Genomic DNA, 19,713 nt, shown 5'->3' with positions numbered 1-19,713 from the left:
ACGGCATAGGAGGTTTCATGTTCGAGAAGCGGCTCTTCTCCCTGGTTCCGCAGGCAACGCCCTGCATTATGGCAAGCGTCCTGTTTAAGTGGATCGCGCTCATGGCAAACATCACGGTGATGTGGGTGCTTGCGCGCATCTTGGGCGGCATCGTCACGGACGGCCTTTCCACCGCGCTCGCCGTCGATGCCCTCGCACAGGCGACCTTGCCGCTCGCCGCCGCCATCATCGCGCGCGCCGCCTCCATCTACCTGGCCCAACGCGCCGGCGACAGGGCCGCGTTCGAGGCCGTCCGCCGCGTGCGCTCGCTCGTCTACGACAAGCTCACCGCACTCGGCCCCTCCTACACCGAGACCGTCCCCACCGCCGAGGCCGTCCAGACCAGCGTCGAGGGCGCCACGCAACTCCAGGTGTACTTTGGCGGCTACCTGCCGCAGCTCTTCTTTGCCGGCTTGGCACCCATCACGCTGTTTGTACTGCTCGTGGGCCAGGCGGGTCTTCCTGCCGCGCTGCTGCTCGCCTGCGTTCCGGTCATCCCCGTCTCCATCATGATGGTCATGCGCAACGCCAAAAAGATCGGTGCCGAGTACTGGGGCAGCTATGTCGATCTGGGCGGCATGTTCCTGGAGGCCGTGCAGGGTCTCACCACCCTTAAGGTCTACCAGGCCGATCGCAGCTGGCACGAGCGCATCAACGCCGAGTCCGAGCGTTTCCGCACAGCGACCATGCGCCTGCTGGTGATGCAGCTGCGCTCCATTTGCGTAATGGATCTGGTCGTCTACATGGGCGCCGCGCTCGGCATTATCGTAGCCGCGCTGCAGCTCGCCACGGGCAAGATTGGCTTTGAGGCGGCCTTCCTCATCGTCTTTCTGTCGCAGGAGTTCTTTTTGCCCATGCGCCGCCTGGGATCGCTGTTCCACACAGCCATGAACGGCATGGCCGCCTCGCGCCGCATGTTTGGCATTTTGGATACGCCAGAGCCCGAGCGCAGCGATGTTGAGCTTGACGGTCGCGGCGATATCGAGCTCGCGGGCGTGAGCTATGCATACGGCGACCGCACGGTGCTGGACAGCGCCAGCGCGACCATTGCGCATGGCTCGCTCGTGGCACTCGTGGGCGAAAGCGGCGGCGGCAAGTCCACGCTCGCGGGGATTATCGCAGGCCGCAAGGACGCCTACCGCGGCAGCGTGCGCATTGGCGGCGTTGAACTGCGCGATGCCACGGCCGCCTCACTCATGCACGCCGTCACCCTGGTGCCCACCAACGGCTACCTGTTTGCCGGCACCCTGCGCGACAACCTGCTGCTCGCCCAGCCCAACGCCACCGACGCCGAGCTTTTGCGCGCGCTCGACCGCACGCGCGTGGCGGCCTTTGTGCAGGCCAACGGCGGGCTCGACATGGTGATTAACGAGGGCGGCACCAACCTTTCGGGCGGCCAGCGCCAGCGCGTGTGCATGGCCCGCGCCCTGCTGCATGACTCGCCGATCTATGTGTTTGACGAGGCTACGAGCAACGTCGATGCCGCAAGCGAGGCCGCGATCGGCGAGGTCATCGCGTCGCTCGCAGGCGAGCACACTGTAATTGTGGTGGCGCACCGCCTGTCGACGATCGTAGACGCCGATCAGATCCTGGTGCTGGAGCGTGGCCGTATTGCCGAGCGCGGGACTCACGGCGAGCTCTTGGCCACCGCGGGCGTCTATGCACGCATGTGGGATAGCCAGGAACGGCTCTCGGCATATGCGTATGCGGAGGATGATGCCGAGGATGCTGGCGCGGATGAGGCTGTTGACGGCAGCACCGCCCGTACCGATGGCCTCAACGGTGCCGGCTCGTCTTCCGCTGCCGCGGTGCCTGACTCCGGCCGCGCCCGTCGCTCGGCGCCGTCCATCATGTGGCGCATGATGGGGCTCGTCCGACCGCTTGCCTGCTGGCTTGTGCTAGCCGTCGCGCTGGGCAGCATTGGCATGCTCACCGCCGCGTTCGTGCCGGCCTTTGGCGCCCTTGGCCTTATGGCCGCGCTGGGCCGCAACGCCTTGGGGCTTGGTCTTATCGTCACATGCGCGGCCTGTGCCGCCTGCGGCATCGCGCGCGGGCCGCTCCACTACGGCGAGCAGCTCTGCAACCATTACATCGCATTCCGTCTGCTCGCACACATTCGCGACCTGGTGTTTGGCGCCCTGCGCCAGCTCGCCCCCGCCAAGCTCGAGGGCCGCGGCAAGGGCGAGCTCGTGAGCCTGGTCACCTCGGATATCGAGCTGCTCGAGGTCTTCTACGCGCACACCATCTCGCCCATTGCCATAGCTCTGGTCTGCACCGTTGTGTTTGAGGGCTTTTTGCTGGCTGTGAGCCCCGAGCTCGCGGGCATCGCGCTCGTGGCCTACGCGGTCCTGGGCGTGCTGCTGCCCCTGACCTCGGCCAAGGCATGCGGCACCACCGGCCGCCAGAGCCGCGAGGGCGCCGGTAAGCTGGGCGCCTTTGTACTCGACAGTCTGCGCGGCGCGGGCGAGACCATCCAGTTTGCCGGTGGCACCGATCGCAGCCGTGCCCTGGGCAAGCTGACCGAGCAAGTCGGCGCCGTGGACGCGCGCCTCAAGCGCCGCCAGGCGGTCAGCGAGGCCGTAGCCGATGCGCTTATTCTTGTGGCTAATCTGGTGATGCTCGGGCGTGCGCTGCAGCTGGTGGCTGCGGGAACGATTGACTTTGCCGCAGCGTTTGTCGCCGTCTTTACCTTTGTGTCGTCGTTTGGCTCGGTGATGGCCGTGAGCCGCCTGGGCGCCTCACTGCAGGAGACGCTCGCCTCGGGCGCACGCGTGCTCGATTTGCTCGACGAGCGGCCCCAGTGCGCCGAGGTCGCCGATGGACAGAACGTTGAGTTTGCCGGCGCCGCAGCCGAGCATGTGAGCTTTAGCTATGTGGGCGGCGTGGACGCGGGCGGTGCGGGCGCCACAGAGCAGGTCGCGAACGACACCGCTGCGAGTCTCATCCTCGACGACGTGACCTGCACCTTTGCGCCCGGTACCATGACCTGCATCATGGGGCGCTCGGGTTCGGGCAAGTCGACGCTGCTTAAGCTGCTCATGCGCTTTTGGGACCCCGCAGCCGGCACCATCACGGTGAGCGGCGTCGATGCCCGCCACATCAACACGGCGAGCCTGCGCAGCCACGAGGCCTATATGACCCAGGACACGCATCTGTTCTGCGGCACCGTACGCGAGAACCTGCTGGTCGCGCACGCCAACGCCACCGATGCCGAGCTGCTCGACGCTTGCCGCTCCGCCTCACTCACCACGCTCATCGACCGTCTGCCGCAGGGACTCGACACGCCCGTTGCCGAGCTGGGCGACTCGCTTTCGGGCGGCGAGCGCCAGCGCATCGGCCTTGCGCGCATCTTCCTCAACGACGCACCCTTCATCTTGCTCGACGAACCCACCAGCGCGCTCGATGCTCTCAACGAGGCGTCCGTGATGCAGGCAATCGACGAGCTCAAGCGCCGCGGCAAGACCATTGTGCTCGTGAGCCACCGTGCCAGCACCTGCGCGTTTGCCGATTTCTCGCTTTCGGTCGAGCACGGGAGGCTGAGCTAATGGCGCGCCCAGTCGACACACCGGAGCTAGCACGCAAACGTGAGCGTGAGGCCCAAATGGTGTCGCAGATGATTGCGCTGTGGTGTCGTGGGCATCATGGCGGCGGGCATGTGGTCGAACAGGCTGGCGGCGATGAGTCCGTGCGCGTGAAACTCGGCCTTCGAACCATTACGCTCTGCCCCGAATGCGCCGAGCTGCAGAAATACGCCATCGCGCGCATTGAGCACTGCCCGCACATGGGCACCAAGACATTTTGCTCGGCATGTCCTTCGCATTGTTACCGGCCTGCCATGCGCGAGAAGATCCGCGAGGTTATGCGTTGGTCGGGACCGCGTATGATCCGCTATCGCCCCATCACCGCCGTGAGACACGCGATGGTAACAGTGCAGGCCAAACGCGCGGCGGCACGAAGCAAGTAGTCGCCGGCGCCGGCACGCGCCGTCCCGCCTTTCCACTCGATTTCGGCACCCGGCGTGCGCGGCGTGTTGAGAGCTGCACCATTACAATGGAGCGGATTCACCAAATGCAAAGGAGTCGCCATGCCCGCCTGCCCGCTGGTCGATTGCCATACTCATACCTCGTTCTCGGACGGGCACGCCTCGTTCGAGAACAACGTCCGTGCCGCTGCTGCCGCCGGCTGCCGCGTCATGGTCTCGACCGACCACCTTACCCTGCCCGCCAGTATGGATGCTAACTGCGAGGTGCAGGTCGTCGAGGGCGACTTGCCGGCACATCGTTTGGCCTTTGAGGACGCCCGCAAACTCGCCGCGCAGATTGCGCCGGAGCTCACCTTTATCTACGGTTTTGAATGCGATTGGTACGAGGGCTGCGAGCCCTTGGTAGAGCACTGGTCCCAGGGCGCCGTCGTACGTCTGGGCAGCGTGCACTGGATTGGCAACCCGGGCGATATTGCGGCAGGCGCCGCGGGCACGGCAGGGACAGAGGACGTCGCGCGCCCCGATACACCCGATTCCCTTTGCGGTTGGATCGACGACGATACCAACTTGCATGTTTGGGAAAACTTAGGCGTGCGCGGCGTGTGGGAGTGCTACGTCGACGACTGGTGCCGTGCTTGCGAAAGCTCACTCAACTTTGACGCGATGGCCCATCCCGACCTGGTCATGCGCTTTTCGAAGGACGGCTTTGCACCCGACTTTGACCCCGCGCCGTTTTGGGAGCAGATGGCCGAATGCGCCCACGATACGGGTCGCCGCGTTGAGGTCTCGACCGCCGCACCGCGCAAGGGGCTCGACGATTACTACCCCGCGACCGGGCTGTTGCGCCGCTTCGCCCATGCCGAGGTGCCCATCACCTTTGGCTCGGACGCGCACCGCGCCTGCGACATCTGCTGGAACATCCGCGAGGCCCAGGCCCACGCCTACGACTGCGGCTACCGGGCCTTCGATATCCCCCACCCCACCGGCGAATGGGAATCCACGCCCCTCGCCTAACTAGTCGTTTAAGAACGTCCCCAATGACTAGTGGCGGCGGGCGTTGAGTTCGCCGGCCAGTTCGTCGAGGGTGATGCCGTAGCGCTCGAGCGTCACGAGCAGGTGGTAGATCAGGTCGCCGGCCTCGTAGCGGATGTGATCGTGGTCGTTATCCTTGCAGGCCATGATCACCTCGCTCGCCTCCTCGGCAAGCTTCTTGAGAAGCTCGTCCTCGACGTCGGTCAGCAGACGCGCGGTATAGCTCTCCTGCGGCGATGCGTCGCGACGACTGTGAATCACCTCGGCCAGTCCCGTCAGCGTCTCACCGATGTTTCCCGGCTGCACGTTAGCTGTTCTGACTCCCATGGTTATTTCCTCTCGTTACTGCAGCGTAAAGTAGGTACCGGCCTCATCGAACCGAGGCTTTGCGCCCTTTTTCTCAAAGAACTCGACGATGACGGCATGGGCCTCATCGAGCCTTTCCTTCTCGGCCTCGAGCCAAAGCGACTGCGCCCCGCAGGCATCAGTCAGGTGCACGCGGCATGGCACGCCCGCGCGGAGGAGCTCGGTGTTGCATTCGGCGACCTCGAACGGCGTCACGACTTTCATCGCACTCCCCCTTCCATGCGCTTAAAGAAGCAGGTACGGTTGCCGGTATGGCAGGCCGGGCCCGGTGAGTCCACCTTGACCAGCAGCGTATCGCTATCGCAGTCGGCCCAGAGCTCCTTGACCTCCTGCATGTTGCCACTCGTCGCGCCCTTGTTCCAGAGCTCCTGACGGCTGCGACTCCAAAACCACGTGGTCCCGGTCTTGAGCGTCAGCCCCACCGATTCCTCGTTCATCCAAGCAACCATAAGCACCTCACCGGTGTCATACTGCTGAACCACGCAAGGAATCAGCCCGCGGGCGTCGTACGTAAGTTTTGAAGGATCGGTTATCTCTTCCATTTCTCTCCCCAAATTCAAACTTCGCAGGTCGGCGAGGGTTGTCCAGGTGCCCGAGATTCCGAGCGACAAGCCCGACGACGCGTACTTAAAGTACGCGAGGAGGGTTGGAGCCGGAAGGTCGGGCGCCTGGGCAAGCCGCAGCACTAGAAGTCCAGCCTCACAGGGATGCCTTGGCTGGCCATATACTCCTTCACCTGGCGAATGCTGAAGGTTCCAAAGTGAAAGACACTGGCCGCCAGTACGGCGTCGGCTTCGCCCTCGATCACGCCCTCGGCAAAATGCTCGAGCGTGCCCACGCCGCCGCTCGCGATGACGGGAATCGACACCGCGCGCGCCACGGCGCGGGTGAGCGCCAGGTCAAAACCAGCCTTGGTGCCGTCGCGGTCCATGCTGGTGAGCAAGATCTCGCCGGCGCCGCGACGGGCCGCCTCCTCGGCCCACGCCACCGCGTCGATACCCGTGGCATTGCGGCCTCCCGCGGTAAAGACCTCCCACTTGTCGGCATCCGGCTGCCCAGGCAGGCCGACGCGCTTGGCATCGATCGCCACGACCACGGCCTGGCTGCCAAACGCCGCGGCAGCTTGGCTGATCAGCGATGGGTCGCGCACAGCGGCAGAGTTGAGCGATACCTTGTCGGCACCGGCCGCCACCATCGTTCGCATGCCCGCAAGGTCGCGAAAGCCACCGCCCACGGCGTAGGGAATGGCGAGCTCCTCGGCCGCGTGTGCCGCCATCTCGATGGTCGTCGCACGGTTGTCGCTCGTCGCGGTAATGTCCAAAAATACGACCTCGTCCGCACCCTCGCGGTCGTAGGCGCGGGCCAGCTCCACCGGATCGCCCGCATCGCGCAGGCTCACAAAGTTGACGCCCTTGACCACGCGGCCGTCCTTAACATCCAGACAGGGAATCACGCGTTTGGTTAGCATGGGCTACTCCTCCCCTCGGGCGGCGGCCAACGCCTGGGCCAGCGTAAAGTTGCCCTCGTAGAGCGCACGACCGGTTATAGCACCCTCGATGGCGTCCTCGCCCACCGCGGCTAGCGCGCGGATATCGCCGAGCGTCGAGATACCGCCCGACGCCACGACGGGAAAGCCCGCGACCTCGGCCACATGACGATACGCCGCCACATCGATGCCCGTCTGCATGCCGTCGCGCGCGATGTCAGTGTAGACCAGGTGCTCAAAGCCCAGCTCGGTGAGCTGCGCCACGGCATCGTCAAGTGCCACGCCCGCGCCGTCACGCCAGCCGTTCACCTTGACCTGACCGTCGCGTGCGGCAATGTCAGCCACCAGCAGCTCGCCAAAGCCTTGGGCTGCCACCTCAGCAAAACCCGGCTCGGTCACGAGCACAGTGCCCAGCGCAATGCGGCGAGCACCATAGCCTGCCAGCTCATCGATGCGTGCGAGCGAGCGAACGCCGCCGCCCACGTCCACGGACAGACCGTCGACGCCGCAGATGGCCTTAATCGCCGTCGAGTTGGCAGCGCACGCGTCCTCGTCCTCGCCAAAGGCAGCGGACAGGTCGACGACGTGCACCCAGCTCGCGCCCTGCTCGGCAAAAGAGCGGGCAACGGCAACGGGGTCGTCGGAATATACCTTGCAGCGGCTCCGGTCACCGCGCTCCAGGCGCACGACCTTGCCGCCGATCAAATCGATTGCGGGAAACAGAATCATCGGCCGGCCTCCTCAACGATGTTGACGAAGTTCTTTAGGATGCGCTGACCCAGCGCAGAGGATTTCTCGGGATGGAACTGGCAGCCCCACACGTTGCCGTGGCGCACGATGCACGGGAAACTCCGCGTATAGTGCGTGCGCGCCAGAACATCGGCGGCATCGGCATCGTCGGCCACCGCATAGCTGTGGGTGAAGTACATATTGGCGCCCTCGGCAAAACCGGCGAGCAGCGGATCGGCCGCGCCGGCAGGCGTCATGTGCACCTGGTCCCAGCCCACGTGCGGCACCTTGAGGCGGCTCGACTCCAGGTGCGTGCACGAGCCGCGCATGATGCCCAGGCCATCGACCCAGGGGCCACCGGCATGCTCGGAGGCATCGTCGTCCGCGTCCGCACCCTCGTCCGCCGGCACGCCCTCGTCACCGCGCTCAAAAAACAGCTGAAGGCCCAGGCAGATGCCGAGCAGCGGAGTTCCGGCGGCAACGGCGTCGAGCACCGCGTCCGCCTCGCCGCTCTTGCGCATAAAGGCAATCGCGTCATAGAACGCGCCCACGCCCGGGATGACCAGGCCGTCGGCGTTGCGGATCTGCTCCGGATCGTCCGATGTGCAGGCGGCGGCACCGGCGCGCACAAGTCCGCGCACGACGCTCGACAAGTTACCCTTGTGGTAGTCGACCACCACGATCTCCGGTTCGCCCACGCGACCCTCCTTTTCCCATTCAAAACCACCACAAAGGGGACAGGCACCTTCGTGGTGGTTTTACCTCTTTTGAACGCACCGCCCGCCAAACCACCACGAAGGTGCCTGTCCCCTTTGTGGTGGTTTTTACCCTTGTGACGGTTACAGTGAGCCCTTGGTGCTGGGGATGCCCTGCACGCGGGGATCAAGCTCACAGGCGTGACGCATCGTGCGACCCACGGCCTTAAAGGCCGCCTCGATAATGTGATGCGAGTTGCCGCCCGCCAGCTCGCGCACGTGCAGCGTGAGCTTGGCGTCGCGCGCAAAGGCGTAGAAGAACTCGACGGCCAGCTCGGTATCGAAGCTGCCCACGCGCTCAGTCGGCACGGGCAGCTCGCAGTAGGCCTGCCCGCGACCCGAGATATCAACGGCGGCCATCACGAGCGTCTCGTCCATGGCAATCGCCGCGTCGGCAAAGCGCGTAATGCCCGCCTTGTCGCCCAGCGCTTGGCAAAACGCCTCGCCCAGCACAATGCCCGTGTCCTCGACGGTGTGATGCGCATCGACCTCCACGTCGCCCACCGCGTGCACCGCCAGATCGAACAGACCATGGCGGCCAAAGGCGTTGAGCATGTGGTCGAAAAACGGCACGTCGGTCGAGATATCGCACGTACCGGTTCCATCCAGGTCGAGCTTGACGACAATGTCGGTCTCGCCCGTCTTACGGGTTACCTCGGCATAACGGCCCATCTACATCTCCTCCTTCACCAGCGCGGCAAACGCGGTCAGCACCTCATCGTTTTCCTGCGGGGTACCCACGGTAATGCGCAGGCAGTCCGCGAGCCCCGGCGCGTAGCTAAAGTCGCGCACCAAAATCGAATACTCATCGCGCAGACGCTCGCGCACGCGCGTGGCATGCGGCGTGCGCACGAGCACAAAGTTCGCCGCGCTCGGCCATGCCTCCACGGGCATGCCCTCGGCAGCCATTGCACGCAGGGCGCACAACTCGCGTTCGCGCTCGGATGTAACTTGCGCCACCACGGGCGCATACGCATCGCGGGCGCGCACGCAGGCAAACGCGGCGGCCTTGCTCAGCACATTGACCGAGTAGATCTGGCGAATCGCCGCGAACACCTCGATAACCTCGGGCGCCGCGATCACGTAGCCCAGGCGCGCGCCGGCGGCGCCAAACGCCTTGGACAACGTATGCAGGATCACCAGGTTGGGGTGCTCGGCGATAAGCCCCTGCGCCGTGGTGGCCGCGCCAAACGAGTCGTCGGCAAACTCCACGTAGGCCTCGTCGACCATCACCATGCCGGGGCACGCATCGCACAGGGCCGCGACAAAGTCGAGCGGCGCCACGTCGCCCGTGGGATTGTTGGGCGAGGTTACGATTGCCAGGTTGCACGCCGGCGCTGCCGCGAGCACAGCAGCTTGGTCGAGTTCAAAGGTCGCCGGGTCGCGCCACACGTCGCGCACCTCGGTCTGACAGAGCGACGCAAAGAACGCGTACTCGCTAAAGCACGGCGGGCAGTTGAGCAGAGTCCTTCCCGCGCCGCCAAACGCCAGCAGATAGTTATAGAGCAGCTCGTCGCCGCCGTTGCCCACGCAGATGTGCTCGCGCGTCACGCCATGCCAAGCAGCAAGCTCGTCGCGCAGGTCGTTCGACATGGGATCGGGATAGCGGTTGAGCGGTGTGGCAGCCAAGGCAGCGTCGATCGCCTCGCGCACGCCGGCCGGCACGGAATAGGTGTTCTCGTTGGCCGAAAGGTTGATGCGCGTGGGCGTAAAGTTGGGATCGTAGGGCTCAATACCGGCCAGGTAAGGCTGGACGAGCTCCTTCATGTGGGGCGTCAGCTCGGCCATATTAGGCCTCCTCGACGACCGCGCCAGCGGCACCGCCCGCAGCCGCCATTAGGTCCACGCCCTCGGCAACCGTCGCCACGGCGTCGCCTGGCCAGGCAACCTTGGTCAGGTCGGCCGCGGCCAGAGACTCGGCACTCACGGCATCCTCGCCCTGCTCCAGCACGCGACGACGCAGCGCGGCCGAAAGCGCGTGTGCCCACAGGCCCTCGGCCTCGGCCAGGCGCTGTGTTGCGGGAGCGTCGGAGAGCAAGCCCTCGGGTGTATAGCAAATGACGCTCGAGCGCTTGACGAACTCTTCGACCGCAAGCGGGTTAGAGAACATGGCGGTGCCGCCGGTCGGCAGCGTGTGGTTGGGGCCGGCGACGTAATCGCCGAGCGGCTCGGAGCTCCAGGCGCCCACAAAGATGGCGCCGGCGTTGCGAATGCCGCCGAGCAGGCCCATCGCGTCCTTGCAGTGCAGCTCAAGGTGCTCGGGCGCCACGGTGTTCACGGCCTCGACGGCAGCGGCCATGTCGGCGGCCACTACGATAGTGCCCTCGTTATCGAGCGAGGCGCGCGTGATCTCGGCGCGCGGCGACTGCGCCACTAGAATATCGATGCCCGCCTCGACCTCGCGTGCAAACTGCTCGTCGCAAGTCACCAGGTAGCAGGCGGCCAGCGGATCGTGCTCGGCCTGAGCCATCAGGTCGGCCGCGACCACCATAGGCTTGGCCGTGGCGTCGGCCAGCACGCAGACCTCGGAGGGGCCGGCGACCATGTCGATGCCCACGTCGCCCGAGACAATCTGCTTGGCCGCGGCAACAAAGGCGTTGCCCGGGCCGGTGATCTTGTCGACGCGCGGAATGGTCTCGGTGCCGTACGCCAGCGCGGCCACGGCCTGGGCGCCGCCCACCATATAGATCTCGTCCACGCCGCCAAGCTTGGCCGCGGCGAGCGTGTAGGGGCTGATCAGGCCATCTTTTTGCGGCGGGGTCACCATGACCACGCGCTTGACGCCGGCCACCTTAGCGGGAATGGCGTTCATGAGCACGGTAGAGGGATACTGCGCACGACCGCCCGGCACGTAGATGCCGGCAGCGGCAAGCGGGGTCACCTTAACGCCGAGCATCGTGCCGTCCGGGCGCGTGGTAAACCAGCTCTGCTCGACCTCGCGCTGGTGGAACTCACGGATCTGGCGTGCGGCTTTCTCCAACGCGGCGACAAAGGCAGGATCGAGGCCCTCGAGCGCAGCATCGATCTGCTCTTGCGGCAGACGAAAACTCTGCAGCTCAACACCGTCAAAACGCTGGCAATAATCGCGCACCGCGGCATCGCCGTTGGCGCGCACGTTGGCCACGATATCGCGGGCGGCGTCGACGATGTTTTGCGGCAGCACACCCTTGCGGTTGAGCTGGTTGGTAACGAGGCGCTCACCGGGAGCAAGCTTGATGGTCTTCATATCGGTATCCCCTATCGGTCGAGGTTGCGTTTGGAAAACGAGATGCCGGGCAGCGGCACCAATCGGTCCGCAGCCCGGATATGGGGGCGCCCGTGCGTGCTCGCGCTATTGTGCCGAGCCCGCGACGGGCTCAAAATGCTTGTCCTTCACGGCAGCCGCCAGGCGATCGGCCAGGTTGCGAACGCGCGGATCCAGGCGCGCGGCACCCGGGTTGACGAAGAAGCGGGCCGTGCAGTCCATAATGCGGCCGGTGATGACCAGGTCGTTGTCGCGCAGCGTGGCGCCCGTGGCGGTGATATCCACGATGCGGTCGGTCATGCCGACGATGGGTCCCAGCTCGATGTTGCCGTGCAGCGAAACAATGTCGGCGTTCACGCCGCGCTCGGCATACCAGGCACTCGCGATGCGCGGGTACTTGGTTGCCACGCGAAGCGAACCGCGGCGGGCATAGTTGCGCTCGGCCTGACCGGCGCGCCAAGCGGGCTCAGCCTCAATAAAGGTGCACAGGCCGTAGCCCAGATCAACCAGCTGCAGCAGGTTGAGGTCGGCCTCGATAAGCGAATCCCAGCCGCAGATGCCGCAATCGGCACCACCGCAGCCCACAAAGGCGGGCGCATCGCTGGGGCGCACAATGACAAACTCGATATCTCCGACCGCGCCCTCGCCGGCACGCGTATCGCGACCGCGCACGATCAGGTGACGGCCGGGGTCGCGCAGCTCGGAGACGTCCAGGCCCGCGGCCTCGAGCACGTCGAGCGTGTCGGCCTTAAGCGAGCCCTTGGGAACGGCGATGCGCAGCGGACCCTCGGCACCACGGCCCGCGGCGTGGTCGCCGTCGGAAGCGGCGTCCTCAGCCGAAGTGCGCGCGGCCTCCAGACGCTCGAGCGAAAAGGCAAATCCCGCCGCCGGTACCTCGATGCCATCGCCGAACGCGCCGGTAAAGATGGAGTCGTAGCGACCGCCCGAACCCACCGGATCGGGCAGGCCACCGGCATAGGCCTTAAATACCAGGCCCGTGTAGTAATCGAACGAGTTCATGATGGAAAAGTCGAACGACAGCACCTGGGCGTCCTCGGGAGCCAGGCCCTCGACCAGGGCACGCAGCTCGCGCGTCAGCGGCGCGACGATACCGGCAGCTTCCAGCAGCGCGTCCACACGGTCGAGTACCTCGGCACCGCCGTGCAAGCGCGGCAGCTCGCTAATGGCGGCCTTGACGGCCTCGGACTCGGCGCTTGCCACCACGCGGGCATCGAGGCCCACAAAGTCATTGGCGTGCACGCAGCGCAGGGCCTCGGCAGCCAGCTCGCGATCCTCGCACGCCGCGAGCAGCTCCTTAAAAGGACGCACGCTACCTGCGATAATGCGCGCATCGGGCAACGCCAGTTTGCGCACGGCCTCGGCTACCAGCGAGACAATCTCGACATCGCCCGCGGCGTCGCCCGCGCCGATGAGCTCAAAGCCCAGCTGCGTAAACTGACGCGAGCCGCCGGCATTGCGCTGGCACTCGCGAACCACCGGCGCCTCGTAGCGCAGGCGCAGGGGCAGGTCGGCCGCGCGCATGCGGGTCGAAACCAAGCGCACGATCGGCAACGTGTTGTCGGGACGGACCACCAGCAAACGCCCGTCATCGTCAAAGAGCTTAAACGGCGTGTCCGCAATGCGGCCACCTTCCTCGAGCGAACCCTTGTCCTCGAGCAGCGGCGTCTCAACCGGCAGGTAATGATGCTCCCTAAAGCAGCCCTTCACCGTACATGCGATCTCCTCGCGTGCCTGAGCCTCCTCGGGCAATATGTCCCGGAATCCCCACGGTGTGGCCGTCATCTGGTGAGCCTCCTCATGCTGTGCTTCGCATAGAACAGAAGACCGGCATAGCTCCGCCGGTCTTCTGGGTACTTTAGCATACTAGAGTGCTTGCGGGGGAAATCCGTCGCAGCCGCTCACACCGTATTCATTTGGAAACATGGGGCAGATTGCCGCAGCCCAACCCCACCTAGGCGCCAATCGCACGACGATACTCTGCCATTACCTGCGCATCGGCAGCTGCGGGGTCGGCAAAATAGCGCCCGTCATAGGTCTCGGCCGAAACAACTCCGCGATAGCCGCGCGCCACCAGCCTATCCAGGTCAGCGCGCATATCGCGGTCGCCGTCACCCCAGGCAAGATGCGTCGTGCCATCTGCCGCAACATCGACAAAATGCACGTGGGCGACATCTTCGCCAAGCAGATCGAAGTAATCGTCGATGGTATCCCCCGCCACCGCCATGGCGCCCATATCCAGACACGCCTTAAGTGCCGGATGATCAACTGCCTCGATCATGCGCTTCGTATCGGCCGCCGAGTTCACGATCATCGACTCAACCGGCTGTAGGGCTTCGAGCACCAGTCGCACGCCGCGTTCTCCCGCATGCTCGGCAATCGCACGCAGCATCGAGGCGCTGCGACCCCACGCGTCCTCGATCGGCTCGTTCAAAAATGCCCAGCCGCTCGAGACCATGACCTGCTCGGCTCCAAGTTCCGCCGCGATATCCACAACGTTCTTAAAGTACGCGAGCGTGCGGGCACGCGCCTCATTCCCGCGCGCCGCGATATTCCACGGCTTGGGGTTGTTCTGTTCGGGACAAAGTCCCACAATCCGAACTCCATACCGCTGTGACAGCTCCCGCACCTGCTCGAGCGAATCGTATCCATGGCAATCGACATACAGATGCATCGCCCCGGTCCAAAGCTCGCAACACGTGTAGCCCGAGGTCGCTGCCGAGGAAAAGAATTCCTCAAGGTCAAAATAGCGATGGCTGATATTCATGACGGCAAGCTGTGGATACTCCATCTTGTCCACCTTTCGGCAAAAGGGCGCCGCAGCACAGTGTGCGCGACGCCCCCTCTTACATTGTTTTAATTATGACGGATGCCCTACTGAACACCAAGCACTCCAAAGAACGCGCCGGCGATACTCACGAGTAGGATCACGAGCATGATGAGCAGCGGATTCATCTTCTTCTTGAGCATGAGATAGACGATTCCAAACAGCCCCATCGTGACAAAGCCCGGGAAGATTCCGTTGAGCAGCTCGGCGAGCGTCTGAGCGCCATCGCCCGCGCCGACCATGAGCGGAATGTCCACGGTGACCATCTCCATGGTCATAGCACCGATCACCATGGCGCCCATGATAGAGGCCATCTTGACGATCGTGTCCATAATGCCCGATTCCTGGACCTTGCTGATCATGTCCGAGCCAAAGCGATATCCCACAAACGTCAGCAGGTAACGGATAATGTAGTGAGGGACGTTGAACACGAGCAGGAACAAAATCGGGCCAAGAATAGAGCCCTGCAGCGCCAGCGACGTGCCGACACCCGTTGCCAAAATTCGCAGCGTGCCCCAGTAGAAGGCATCGCCCACGCCGGACAGCGGTCCCATCAAAGCAAGCTTGACATTAGAGATCGCGCTCGTGTCAAAGCTATCGTCAGTAGCGTTGACCTCTTCCATTGCGGCAGCAATGGACATGGGGAGCGTCGAGATGTACGGTGTGACGTTATAGAGCTCCATATGGCGCTTGAGGGCGGCCTTAAAGTCCGCATCCTGCGGATACAGCTTGCGAAGAATCGGCATAAGGGCCCACATAAAGCCGATATGACCCATACGCTCGTAGTTCCAGGAATGCTCATAGGGAATCGAGCGCCAGAACAGCTTCTTAAGGTCTGCGCGGGAAATCAGCCCGTCATAAGAAGACTCAAACTTAAAACTCATCGAACCCACTCCCAATCGCAGGATCCTCGGTTGCCACTGCGGGCTGCTCCGCCTTTTTCTTCTCGCCCAAAACCGTCATCGCGACGACGATGATCGCGGCAAAGATCGCCACGCCCGTCGTGCTAATGCCAAAGTAGGCGACGAGGAAGAAGCCAGCGAAGAAGAACGGAGCCACCGTTTTGTTCATAATCATCTGCGCCAGCATCGCAAAGCCGAGTGCGGGCAAGAAGGCGGCGGCGACATCCATGCCGGTCTGAACGAAATCGGGGATGATGTTGAGCAGGCTGGCGACGGCATCGGCGCCAAAGAAGAATGCCAGGGGAATAATCAGCAGGCCGCACCAGCTCTGCGCATAACCCGCGATAAGCATGTTGCGCGTGATGGCCTTGGTGTCTCCGTCCTCGACGTTTTTGTCGATACGGTGCACCAGCAGCAGCATCACCGGCTGGCCCAGGGCGGTATCGAGCGCCAGGACGATCGTTGCGATGGGAATGCCCAGGGTCAGGGCCGCCGAAGCGTCCGCACCGGCCTGCATGGCAAGCGATACGCCCAGGATAGTGCCGGAAATCGTATCGGGCGGGTTATACGCACCGACCGAGATGGCGCCGACCATGGCAAGCTCCATCGTGGCGCCCATGATGGTGCCGGTCACCACATCGCCCATGACAAGGCCGACCAACGGTCCGAGCACAATGGGGCGCTGAAGGTAACTCGTACCGGTCAGCCACTCGGAATAACCCAAAAGGGCGATCAGGAAAATCAGGATTGTCTTGATAACCATGACGGCCCCTAACCGATGACCTTCGCGGCGTCAGTCTTCGCATCTGCCGGAATCATCTGAATGAACAGCTCGTAGCCCTCGCCGAGCAGCTCTTTGACGTATGCCTCGTTTTCGGGCGTGAGAAATACGCTGGTCGAGACCTGGCGGGCATCCTCGCTAAAGGCAACATTGCCGAGGTTGATCTTCTTGACGCCCATCGCCTTGGCGACGGCACCGGCCTGCTGGATCGTCTCGCAAACCACGAAGAGCTTGTACTTGTCGGTCACACCGCTCTGAAGCGCCTTGACGGCGTCCTCGGTATTTTTGACGACGACCTTGCATCCCTCAGGCTTTGCAAGGGAAAGGGCCTGCAGGCGAAGCTTGTCATTGAGGACCGTGTCGCTCACCAACAGGATGCAGTCGGCACCCAGAGCCGAGGTCCAGCTAACGGCAACCTGGCCGTGAAGCAGTCGATAGTCCACGCGAATCATCTGAATCATGATGTGCTCCTAACGATTAAAACTCATCGAGTTCGGCCTGCCCCAGCAGGTCGTTGACGTACTTGACCTTAGTGTCGTCCGCCTCGACGATCTGGCGAATGGCCTCATCGATCGGGGTGGAGTCGGGCACGAACAGCAGCTGAATAAGGAGTGGCAGGTTCATATTGGTCACCAGGTGCGTGTTGGGGCGCGTCTGGACGATCTTGGTGAACTCGTTGTTGACGCTGCCGCCAAAGAGGTCGGTGCAAACGACGGCCTCATCGTCCGCGGCAAAGCCGTCCAGAATCGCTGCGGCCTCCTTGACCAGGTCCTCGTTTCCGTCGACATACATAGACAGCGCATGGACGTTTTCGCGCTCGCCGGAGAGCAGGCCGATGCTCTCGACGATTCCAGACGCGAAGTGAGCATGGGACGCCACGATAAACTGCCTCATTCGATTCCCCTTTCTTGCGAATTTCGGCATAAAAATGCCCGGACGCATGCGCCCGGGCAGGGTGCTTCTTAAATGAGTGGTTAACTATTAGTAGTCGAACTGGTGATAGTAACGACGGTAGTTGAGGTTGTGCTTGGTGACCGTCTCGTAGTAAGCGGCAAGGCGATCGGTGATCAGCGAGGAGAGAATCCACGGAGACACGATGACGCGGAACTCGTCGTCAAGGCCGGGGATCGCGAACTCGGCGGTGTCTATGATGTTGATGTCGGTGTCGCCGGTCACGCCGCGGTTGAGGAACGCGCGGACACGCTCATCGAGCTTGCGGTTCTCGTCCTCGCCCATGAACAGGAACACGGGGACGCCGGGCTCCACGAGCTCGAGGGTGCCGTGGAAGAAGTCGGCCGAGGTGATGTAGCGGGTGCGCTTCCACTGCATCTCCTCGAGGATGCACATCGAGAACAGGATGGTCTCGCCCCACAGGGCGCCGGAGCCGATGAACATGGTGTAGGGGGCCAGGGCGTACTTCTTGGCGAGCTCCTCGGCGCGCGGCTCGAAGCTCTTGCGGATGTCGACCAGGTGGGTCCAAACATCCTTGGTCTGCTCAATAAACTTGTCGAACTGCGGGAAGCAGCCGCGGCGGTTGAGCAGGCGCAGGCCGAAGCAGTCGGCGAGGTAGTAGCCCATCTCGCAGCCGCCGTTACCATGATCGGAAGCCATCTTGACGCAGTTCTCGGCGCCGACAGCCTGGCCGATGAGGCCCTCGGGCTTGGTCATGGCGTAGACACGAATGCCCTTTTCCTTCATCTTCTTGACGGCCTCGAGGACCTCGGGGGTGGTGCCGGACTCGGAGGCGGTGAGCACGACGGACTTCTCGGTCATGCGCTTGTGGCCCATGACGTTCCACTCGGCGGCGTGGATCAGGTAGACCTCGAGGTCGCGGTCGCCGAACTTGTTCATGAGGTACTCGAGCTGCATGAGCTCGTCCCAGGTGCCGCCGACGCCCATCAGGAACACGGCGTCGTAGCCCTCGTCGGCGACCTTGTCGGCGAGCGCGGTCATCTTCTTGCCGGCCTCGTAGACGTTCTTGCCGTCCTCGACGTAGCCCTCCTGGCTAAAGTGCATGATTTCGATCTTCTCGGTTTCCTTCATGGCTTTTCCTTTCTGTTCTGCACGCGAATCTATACATCGCGTTTCTTTTCGATACCAATTATAGACATACACCTAACGTGTTTTTAATACCACTTTTCAATCTGCTCCAATCCTCGGTGAACGGTCGAAATTCTCTGGTGAGTGGTATTAAATTAGAATTTGATGTATAGCTAACGCCCCTGGCGTCTCCCTTGTGTGACAAAGAACAGCGTTCCTACCAGCGCAATAATGGTCGATGCCCCAAACAGCACCGCCTGGACGCCCAAAGCCTCCGCTAAAAACGGAGCCGCCAGCAGCGGTAGCACGCCGGCGCTCATCAGGCCAAAACGCACAAAGCCGGTAATGCGCCCCAGGTATTTGATGTCGGCGCGCTCCTGAATCAAGATCATCTGCAGAGGTTCTAGGAATCCCCAGGCCATACCGTTAATCGCCTGGCCGATAATCGCGACCCCCAGCATATCGGTGCCCACGTACACCATGGACCCAATGCCCACGGCCATGAGCGCGCCGAGCAGCAATCGCAGGTTGACATGGCGAGCAGAAAGCTTGGTCAGGATGAACGCACCCACCGAGGAAGTAAGGCCCACGACCGAGGACAGCCAGCCCAACCAGACGATATCCACGTTGAGCACATCACGGTAGAACAACGACTCCAGCGAATCGAACGCGCCAAACGCAAAGAAACCCAAAAAGCCCGAGATAAAGATGAGGCGCAGGTCGTGATCGCGAAACGTAAGTCGCGCACCCTCGGCCATGCCGCCCAGAATACCGCCCTTCGGCTTCTCCCCTTTTGCGGGAACAACGCACTCGTGACAGCCCAAGGAGAGCACAGCCGCCACACCCATCATGCCCGCCATGAGCAGATAGACCGATTGCGTGGCAAAACAGCTCACGATGGCACCACCGAGCAACGGGCCAGCGGTATAGGCGATATTGCTGTAGAACACCATGAGACCGTTCACGCGGGTACGGCCCTCGGTGGTCGACTCCAGGTATCCCGGAAACGCATGCGTGCAGGTGTTGATAAAGCCGCCCGCAAGCCCCAAGACGCACGCGGCAAACACAAGCCCGGGGACAGACAACGGCGCCAACCCCACGCCAAGCGATAGCACCGCCGTAATCACGCACGTCACAAACGACGTCCGGCGCGGTCCAAAGCGGTCGATGACCGAGCCCGACACCATATTGCCCGCCGACGTCATAAGATTGCGCACGAGCGTAATGGCAGCAACCAAAAAGGCCGTGCCAGCCAGATCATACGTCGCCGCGCCGATAAGCCCTAAAAAGTACACCGCGTTGTTGGCGCACCATTGCAGGGACTCAATAAGAATCAGCCTGACTTCTGCCGGCGTCAGGCGCATTGCTTCGCGATCCTTCGCGAACATACGAACTCCCTCTATACAAGTAAGGGGATTGAGGGCATAGGCCCGCTCCATCCCCTTACCAGGTTGCAATGACAGTCTATGCAGCCGGGCCCTTACGCCAGCACGCCGAAGAACGCGCCGACGA

At 63.2% G+C, this 19,713-nt stretch carries 20 protein-coding genes; 3 read left to right on the top strand and 17 right to left on the bottom strand.

Going from position 1 to position 19,713, the window contains the following annotated elements; translation table 11 throughout:
* Positions 1-17 precede the first annotated feature (17 nt).
* The 3 genes from DXC18_RS02705 (at position 18) to DXC18_RS02695 (ending at position 5,035) form a co-directional block, all read left to right on the top strand.
* On the top strand, positions 18-3,584 hold the full coding sequence (locus DXC18_RS02705) for an ATP-binding cassette domain-containing protein (RefSeq protein WP_117716252.1): 3,567 nt from the start codon (positions 18-20) through the stop codon (positions 3,582-3,584).
* Complete coding sequence (locus DXC18_RS02700; protein ID WP_089573587.1) at positions 3,584-4,003, top strand: nitrous oxide-stimulated promoter family protein; 420 nt, start codon at positions 3,584-3,586, stop codon at positions 4,001-4,003. The genes DXC18_RS02705 and DXC18_RS02700 overlap by 1 nt, the downstream gene beginning before the upstream one ends.
* A gap of 120 nt (positions 4,004-4,123) precedes the next feature.
* A complete protein-coding gene (locus DXC18_RS02695; protein ID WP_117716251.1) occupies positions 4,124-5,035 on the top strand; it encodes a PHP domain-containing protein in 912 nt (303 codons plus the stop codon).
* Positions 5,036-5,062: 27 nt separating this feature from the next.
* On the opposite strand, the gene hisE is transcribed toward DXC18_RS02695, so the two are convergent.
* From hisE to DXC18_RS02610, 17 genes are all read right to left on the bottom strand, one after another.
* Positions 5,063-5,380 (bottom strand): phosphoribosyl-ATP diphosphatase, encoded by a 318-nt coding sequence (gene hisE, locus DXC18_RS02690; protein ID WP_117646209.1) that lies wholly within the window; start codon positions 5,378-5,380, stop codon positions 5,063-5,065.
* Between the two features lie 15 nt (positions 5,381-5,395).
* The gene (locus DXC18_RS02685; RefSeq protein ID WP_089573590.1) at positions 5,396-5,623 is read right to left on the bottom strand and encodes a hypothetical protein; all 228 of its coding nucleotides are present in this window, start codon (positions 5,621-5,623) and stop codon (positions 5,396-5,398) included.
* Complete coding sequence (gene hisI / locus DXC18_RS02680; RefSeq protein ID WP_117716329.1) at positions 5,620-5,961, bottom strand: phosphoribosyl-AMP cyclohydrolase; 342 nt, start codon at positions 5,959-5,961, stop codon at positions 5,620-5,622. The genes DXC18_RS02685 and hisI overlap by 4 nt, the downstream gene beginning before the upstream one ends.
* A gap of 143 nt (positions 5,962-6,104) precedes the next feature.
* Positions 6,105-6,887, bottom strand: coding sequence for an imidazole glycerol phosphate synthase subunit HisF (gene hisF, locus DXC18_RS02675; RefSeq protein WP_117716250.1), 783 nt, complete (start codon positions 6,885-6,887; stop codon positions 6,105-6,107).
* Between the two features lie 3 nt (positions 6,888-6,890).
* Positions 6,891-7,634, bottom strand: coding sequence for a HisA/HisF-related TIM barrel protein (locus DXC18_RS02670; RefSeq protein WP_117716249.1), 744 nt, complete (start codon positions 7,632-7,634; stop codon positions 6,891-6,893).
* Positions 7,631-8,332 (bottom strand): imidazole glycerol phosphate synthase subunit HisH, encoded by a 702-nt coding sequence (locus DXC18_RS02665; RefSeq protein ID WP_117716248.1) that lies wholly within the window; start codon positions 8,330-8,332, stop codon positions 7,631-7,633. Before DXC18_RS02665 ends, DXC18_RS02670 begins: the two co-directional genes overlap by 4 nt.
* A 141-nt stretch (positions 8,333-8,473) precedes the next feature.
* Positions 8,474-9,061: an imidazoleglycerol-phosphate dehydratase HisB gene (gene hisB, locus DXC18_RS02660; RefSeq protein WP_117716247.1), complete on the bottom strand. Its 588-nt coding sequence runs from the start codon at positions 9,059-9,061 to the stop codon at positions 8,474-8,476.
* Entirely contained in the window at positions 9,062-10,177 is a 1,116-nt protein-coding gene (gene hisC, locus DXC18_RS02655) for a histidinol-phosphate transaminase (protein ID WP_117716246.1), read from the bottom strand.
* Between the two features lies 1 nt (position 10,178).
* On the bottom strand, positions 10,179-11,615 hold the full coding sequence (gene hisD, locus DXC18_RS02650; protein ID WP_117716245.1) for a histidinol dehydrogenase: 1,437 nt from the start codon (positions 11,613-11,615) through the stop codon (positions 10,179-10,181).
* A gap of 105 nt (positions 11,616-11,720) precedes the next feature.
* Positions 11,721-13,436 (bottom strand): ATP phosphoribosyltransferase, encoded by a 1,716-nt coding sequence (gene hisG / locus DXC18_RS02645; RefSeq protein ID WP_117716244.1) that lies wholly within the window; start codon positions 13,434-13,436, stop codon positions 11,721-11,723.
* 169 nt (positions 13,437-13,605) lie between these two features.
* A complete protein-coding gene (locus DXC18_RS02640) occupies positions 13,606-14,442 on the bottom strand; it encodes a sugar phosphate isomerase/epimerase (RefSeq protein WP_117716243.1) in 837 nt (278 codons plus the stop codon).
* A gap of 83 nt (positions 14,443-14,525) precedes the next feature.
* Complete coding sequence (locus tag DXC18_RS02635; RefSeq protein WP_117564887.1) at positions 14,526-15,362, bottom strand: PTS system mannose/fructose/sorbose family transporter subunit IID; 837 nt, start codon at positions 15,360-15,362, stop codon at positions 14,526-14,528.
* Positions 15,352-16,143 carry a PTS sugar transporter subunit IIC gene (locus DXC18_RS02630; protein WP_117716242.1) on the bottom strand — a complete coding sequence of 264 codons (792 nt, stop codon included), beginning with the start codon at positions 16,141-16,143 and terminating at the stop codon, positions 15,352-15,354. The genes DXC18_RS02635 and DXC18_RS02630 overlap by 11 nt, the downstream gene beginning before the upstream one ends.
* An 8-nt stretch (positions 16,144-16,151) precedes the next feature.
* On the bottom strand, positions 16,152-16,622 hold the full coding sequence (locus tag DXC18_RS02625; protein ID WP_099432278.1) for a PTS sugar transporter subunit IIB: 471 nt from the start codon (positions 16,620-16,622) through the stop codon (positions 16,152-16,154).
* Between the two features lie 16 nt (positions 16,623-16,638).
* A complete protein-coding gene (locus tag DXC18_RS02620; RefSeq protein ID WP_117716241.1) occupies positions 16,639-17,055 on the bottom strand; it encodes a PTS sugar transporter subunit IIA in 417 nt (138 codons plus the stop codon).
* Positions 17,056-17,142: 87 nt separating this feature from the next.
* Complete coding sequence (locus DXC18_RS02615) at positions 17,143-18,204, bottom strand: SIS domain-containing protein (RefSeq protein ID WP_117716240.1); 1,062 nt, start codon at positions 18,202-18,204, stop codon at positions 17,143-17,145.
* 170 nt (positions 18,205-18,374) lie between these two features.
* On the bottom strand, positions 18,375-19,589 hold the full coding sequence (locus tag DXC18_RS02610) for an MFS transporter (protein WP_199412177.1): 1,215 nt from the start codon (positions 19,587-19,589) through the stop codon (positions 18,375-18,377).
* Between the last annotated feature and the right edge of the window lie 124 nt (positions 19,590-19,713).

It is taken from the genome of Collinsella sp. OM08-14AT (genome assembly GCF_003438115.1).
Lineage (GTDB): Bacteria > Actinomycetota > Coriobacteriia > Coriobacteriales > Coriobacteriaceae > Collinsella.
This window is presented reverse-complemented; position numbering and strand designations above follow the sequence as displayed.

What these genes read in the sequence shown, in the direction of transcription:
- hisB (WP_117716247.1), bottom strand. Translation starts at nt 9,061, where the DNA reads ATGGGCCGTTATGCCGAGGTAACCCGTAAGACGGGCGAGACCGACATT.
- DXC18_RS02700 (WP_089573587.1), top strand. Translation starts at nt 3,584, where the DNA reads ATGGCGCGCCCAGTCGACACACCGGAGCTAGCACGCAAACGTGAGCGT.
- hisC (WP_117716246.1), bottom strand. Translation starts at nt 10,177, where the DNA reads ATGGCCGAGCTGACGCCCCACATGAAGGAGCTCGTCCAGCCTTACCTG.
- DXC18_RS02705 (WP_117716252.1), top strand. Translation starts at nt 18, where the DNA reads ATGTTCGAGAAGCGGCTCTTCTCCCTGGTTCCGCAGGCAACGCCCTGC.
- hisE (WP_117646209.1), bottom strand. Translation starts at nt 5,380, where the DNA reads ATGGGAGTCAGAACAGCTAACGTGCAGCCGGGAAACATCGGTGAGACG.
- hisG (WP_117716244.1), bottom strand. Translation starts at nt 13,436, where the DNA reads ATGACGGCCACACCGTGGGGATTCCGGGACATATTGCCCGAGGAGGCT.
- DXC18_RS02695 (WP_117716251.1), top strand. Translation starts at nt 4,124, where the DNA reads ATGCCCGCCTGCCCGCTGGTCGATTGCCATACTCATACCTCGTTCTCG.
- hisF (WP_117716250.1), bottom strand. Translation starts at nt 6,887, where the DNA reads ATGCTAACCAAACGCGTGATTCCCTGTCTGGATGTTAAGGACGGCCGC.
- DXC18_RS02615 (WP_117716240.1), bottom strand. Translation starts at nt 18,204, where the DNA reads ATGAAGGAAACCGAGAAGATCGAAATCATGCACTTTAGCCAGGAGGGC.
- DXC18_RS02670 (WP_117716249.1), bottom strand. Translation starts at nt 7,634, where the DNA reads ATGATTCTGTTTCCCGCAATCGATTTGATCGGCGGCAAGGTCGTGCGC.
- DXC18_RS02620 (WP_117716241.1), bottom strand. Translation starts at nt 17,055, where the DNA reads ATGAGGCAGTTTATCGTGGCGTCCCATGCTCACTTCGCGTCTGGAATC.
- DXC18_RS02630 (WP_117716242.1), bottom strand. Translation starts at nt 16,143, where the DNA reads ATGGTTATCAAGACAATCCTGATTTTCCTGATCGCCCTTTTGGGTTAT.
- hisD (WP_117716245.1), bottom strand. Translation starts at nt 11,615, where the DNA reads ATGAAGACCATCAAGCTTGCTCCCGGTGAGCGCCTCGTTACCAACCAG.
- hisI (WP_117716329.1), bottom strand. Translation starts at nt 5,961, where the DNA reads ATGGAAGAGATAACCGATCCTTCAAAACTTACGTACGACGCCCGCGGG.
- DXC18_RS02635 (WP_117564887.1), bottom strand. Translation starts at nt 15,362, where the DNA reads ATGAGTTTTAAGTTTGAGTCTTCTTATGACGGGCTGATTTCCCGCGCA.
- DXC18_RS02640 (WP_117716243.1), bottom strand. Translation starts at nt 14,442, where the DNA reads ATGGAGTATCCACAGCTTGCCGTCATGAATATCAGCCATCGCTATTTT.
- DXC18_RS02685 (WP_089573590.1), bottom strand. Translation starts at nt 5,623, where the DNA reads ATGAAAGTCGTGACGCCGTTCGAGGTCGCCGAATGCAACACCGAGCTC.
- DXC18_RS02625 (WP_099432278.1), bottom strand. Translation starts at nt 16,622, where the DNA reads ATGATTCAGATGATTCGCGTGGACTATCGACTGCTTCACGGCCAGGTT.
- DXC18_RS02610 (WP_199412177.1), bottom strand. Translation starts at nt 19,589, where the DNA reads ATGTTCGCGAAGGATCGCGAAGCAATGCGCCTGACGCCGGCAGAAGTC.